The following is a 402-nucleotide window of genomic DNA, read 5'->3' as shown; positions in this document are numbered from 1 at the left end:
AATGTCTATCGCCCCAAGAACGCATCCGGCCCCTTGCCGACAGTGTTTGTCCGCACGCCTTATAACGAGCTGGCCTACAACGCCCGCACCACGCGCTCGGCCCTGAGTTGGGTCAGCAAGGGCTATGCCTTCGTCATCCAGAACGAGCGGGGACGGTATTTCTCGGGCGGCGACTATCAGATCCTGGGCTATCCCCAGACCGACGGCTATGACGCCCTGACGTGGATCGCGGCCCAGCCCTGGTCGAACGGCAAGGTCGGCACGCTGGGCTGTTCGTCCTCCGCCGAATGGCAGCTGGCCCTGGCGGCCCAGAACCACCCGGCCCACGCCGCCATGGTGCCCCAGGCCTCGGGCGCCGGCATCGGCAAGGTCGGACGGTTCCAGGAACAGGGCAACTGGTTC

The 402-nt window shown here is 66.2% G+C and carries 1 protein-coding gene; it reads left to right on the top strand.

Annotation, left to right across the window (positions count from 1 at the left end):
* On the top strand, positions 1 to 402 hold a 402-nt coding region (locus tag JWG43_RS21100), incomplete at both ends, for a CocE/NonD family hydrolase (protein ID WP_205244465.1).

The organism is Desulfobulbus alkaliphilus (assembly GCF_016918545.1).
Classification (GTDB): Bacteria; Desulfobacterota; Desulfobulbia; order Desulfobulbales; family Desulfobulbaceae; genus Desulfobulbus; species Desulfobulbus alkaliphilus.
The sequence above is the reverse complement of the archived record's forward strand: the minus strand, read 5'-3'. Positions and strand labels throughout refer to the sequence as shown.